Genomic DNA, 3,018 nt, shown 5'->3' with positions numbered 1-3,018 from the left:
AATGGCTTTGACATGTGCAGAGTACCTGGCATTTGAAAAGGATATGCACGTACTTGTGATTTTAACGGATATAACAAACTATGCGGATGCACTTAGAGAAGTGTCAGCTGCGAGAAAGGAAGTTCCGGGCAGAAGAGGATATCCGGGATATATGTACACCGATTTAGCGACTCTGTATGAGAGAGCAGGTAGACAAATTGGAAAAGCAGGAAGCATTACTATGATTCCGATTTTGACTATGCCTGAAGATGATAAGACGCATCCGATTCCGGACTTGACAGGATATATTACGGAAGGTCAGATAATTTTGAGCAGAGAGCTTTACAGAAAGGGTATAAAGCCGCCAATTGATGTGCTGCCATCCCTATCCCGTCTAAAGGATAAAGGTATTGGAGAAGGAAAGACCAGAGATGATCACAGCAACACTATGAACCAGTTGTTTGCGGCTTATGCAAGGGGTAAGGATGCAAAAGAGCTGATGGTCATCTTAGGAGAAGCAGCTCTGACCGAAATAGATTTGATTTATGCCAAATTTGCTGAGGCATTTGAGCAGGAATACGTTTCTCAAGGATATGATAACGACAGATCAATTGAAGAAACTCTCGAAATCGGTTGGAAGTTACTATCTATCTTACCTAGAAGCGAATTGAAGCGTATAGATGATAAATTCTTAGATAAGTATTATGGAAAGTAGGTGATATTATGGCATCTAAGACTATAATACCTACACGAATGGAGTTGACCAAGCTGAAGAAAACGCTGATAACCGCAGTGAGAGGTCATAAACTTTTAAAAGATAAGAGAGATGAACTCATGCGGCAGTTTTTGGAACTTGCCAAAGAGAACATGGAACTCAGATTGAAAGTGGAAAAGGGAATTTCACATGCCAATAAGAATTTTGTCATCGCCAGAGCGGCGATGAATATTTCCGAAATGAAATTGGCTTTGATGATGCCTAAGCAGGAAGTGAGCTTGGATATAACTTTAGAAAATATAATGAGTGTAAATATACCTAAATATGAGGTGAAAACGCGAACAAAAAATGTTAATGATATATACTCATACGGATATGCATTTACATCAGGTGACCTGGACGATGCCGTCTGGTCCCTCGAGAATATTTTGGATGACATGATCAGATTGGCGGAAGTTGAAAAGGCATGTCAGCTGATGTCTACGGAAATAGAGAAAACCAGGAGAAGAGTAAATGCTTTGGAACACGTTATAATTCCGGAGGCTCAAAAAAACATTAAATACATATCTATGAAACTCGATGAAAACGAGAGAAGCTCTCAAGTCAGACTCATGAAAGTAAAGGATATGATGCTTGAAGAAGCTCATGGATATAAGGAACGAGAGCATATGGAATGACCGGTTGTCGTAGAGATAAGTGAAGATGGGAGATCAAACCGAACGGATGCGATTTGATAACATAAAAATTTATAATGAATTATTGAAGCCTTGATTTTGTAATTTGAAGTCGAGGCTTTTTCTCTGTAAAAAATATTTATATTAAGTTGAATTTTTAGATAGAAAAAGATAAAATATATCCTGATTTTATTTGCGTTTAAAAATATTACTATAAAATGCAAATTTTAATTTAGAAAGCTCGCGCTAAATTCGAGGATTCGGCCGAGTAAAAATTTATTCAGTAAAGAGCGAGATGTGATTTTTTTAGGCATTGACGTAGGATCAACCACTGTTAAAACGGTAGTTTTAAACGAAAAATGTGAAATTTTAAGCAAGAGCTACGAGCGGCATTTGGCAAAGCCCAAAGAGCTGGTGCTGGATAAAATTTTGCAAATTCAAAAAAGCTACGCAGGCGAGCGATTCAGCGTCGCCATAGCGGGTTCGGCTGGCATGGGTATCGCCAAAAATTGTAAAATTCCGTTCGTCCAGGAGGTTTTTGCTACCTCGCTCGGCGTCAAACGGATGTTTCCGAAGACCGATGTCGTAATCGAGTTAGGCGGCGAGGATGCTAAAATTTTATTTCTCACGGGCGGACTTGAGGAGCGGATGAACGGCTCGTGCGCGGGCGGCACCGGTGCATTTATCGATCAGATGACCAACCTTTTGCATCTGGATATCACAGAGCTTGACCGCCTAAGCTTTGCAGCAAATAAAATTTACCCAATTGCCTCACGCTGTGGTGTGTTTGCTAAAAGCGACATTCAGCCGCTACTAAATCAGGGCGTTAGAAAAGAGGATATTTGCGCTAGTATCTACGCCGCGGTCGTCGAGCAGACGATCTCGGGGCTTGCGCAAGGTCGCGAAGTCAAGGGCAATATCCTGTTTCTGGGCGGTCCGTTGTTTTTCCTAAAAGGTCTTCAGAAGCGCTTTAAAGAGGTGCTAAAGCTCACCGACGAAACCGCGACCTTCCCGGACATCGCGCCTTACTTCGTGGCTTACGGCAGTGCGCTGTACGCAAAAGATACGGGCGAGACGTTAAATTTGGAAGAGACGATCGCGCTTTTAAAAAAGGAGCCCGACAGAACCGCGCTAGAAGCCGAGCCGCCGCTTTTCAAAGACAGAGCGGAATTTGACGAGTTCACCGCTCGCCACGCCCGCGCAAGCGTGCCTAAGGTAGATATCCACACATACAGCGGAGATGCGTATTTGGGCGTGGATTGTGGCAGTACTACGATCAAGGTCGTGTTGATGGGCGAAAACTACGAACTATTGTATAAATTTTACTCCTCCAATAAAGGCGATCCGGTCGATATCCTGCTGCCGCGTCTTAAGGAGCTATACGATCTTTGCGAGGGTCGCATCAAGATCAAGGGCAGCGGCGTTACCGGCTATGGCGAGGATCTCATTAAAACCGCCTTTCGCTTTGATTACGGTATCGTCGAGACGATCGCGCATTACAGCGCTGCGCGCCACTTCAATCCGAAAGTAGATTTTATCATCGACATCGGCGGGCAGGACATCAAGTGTTTCTCCATTAAAGATGGCAATATCGATTCTATCGTGCTAAATGAGGCATGTAGCTCGGGCTGCGGCTCGTTTTTGCAGACC

3 protein-coding genes are annotated in these 3,018 nt (G+C 43.3%); all 3 read left to right on the top strand.

What is annotated here, in order from left to right:
- Nucleotides 1-694: V-type ATP synthase subunit B (locus Q0256_RS09800; RefSeq protein WP_297962583.1), on the top strand; the 694-nt coding region annotated here is incomplete at its 5' end.
- An 8-nt stretch (nucleotides 695-702) separates the two neighbouring features.
- Nucleotides 703-1,371: a V-type ATP synthase subunit D gene (locus Q0256_RS09795; protein ID WP_297962581.1), complete on the top strand. Its 669-nt coding sequence runs from the start codon at nucleotides 703-705 to the stop codon at nucleotides 1,369-1,371.
- A 294-nt stretch (nucleotides 1,372-1,665) separates the two neighbouring features.
- A partial coding sequence (locus Q0256_RS09790) for a BadF/BadG/BcrA/BcrD ATPase family protein (RefSeq protein WP_297962579.1) occupies nucleotides 1,666-3,018 on the top strand: 1,353 nt, incomplete at its 3' end.

The sequence above is a fragment of the uncultured Campylobacter sp. genome, from assembly GCF_937949835.1.
Classification (GTDB): domain Bacteria; phylum Campylobacterota; class Campylobacteria; order Campylobacterales; family Campylobacteraceae; genus Campylobacter_B.
The sequence above is the reverse complement of the archived record's forward strand: the minus strand, read 5'-3'. Positions and strand labels throughout refer to the sequence as shown.

What these genes read in the sequence shown, in the direction of transcription:
- Q0256_RS09795 (WP_297962581.1), top strand. Translation starts at nt 703, where the DNA reads ATGGCATCTAAGACTATAATACCTACACGAATGGAGTTGACCAAGCTG.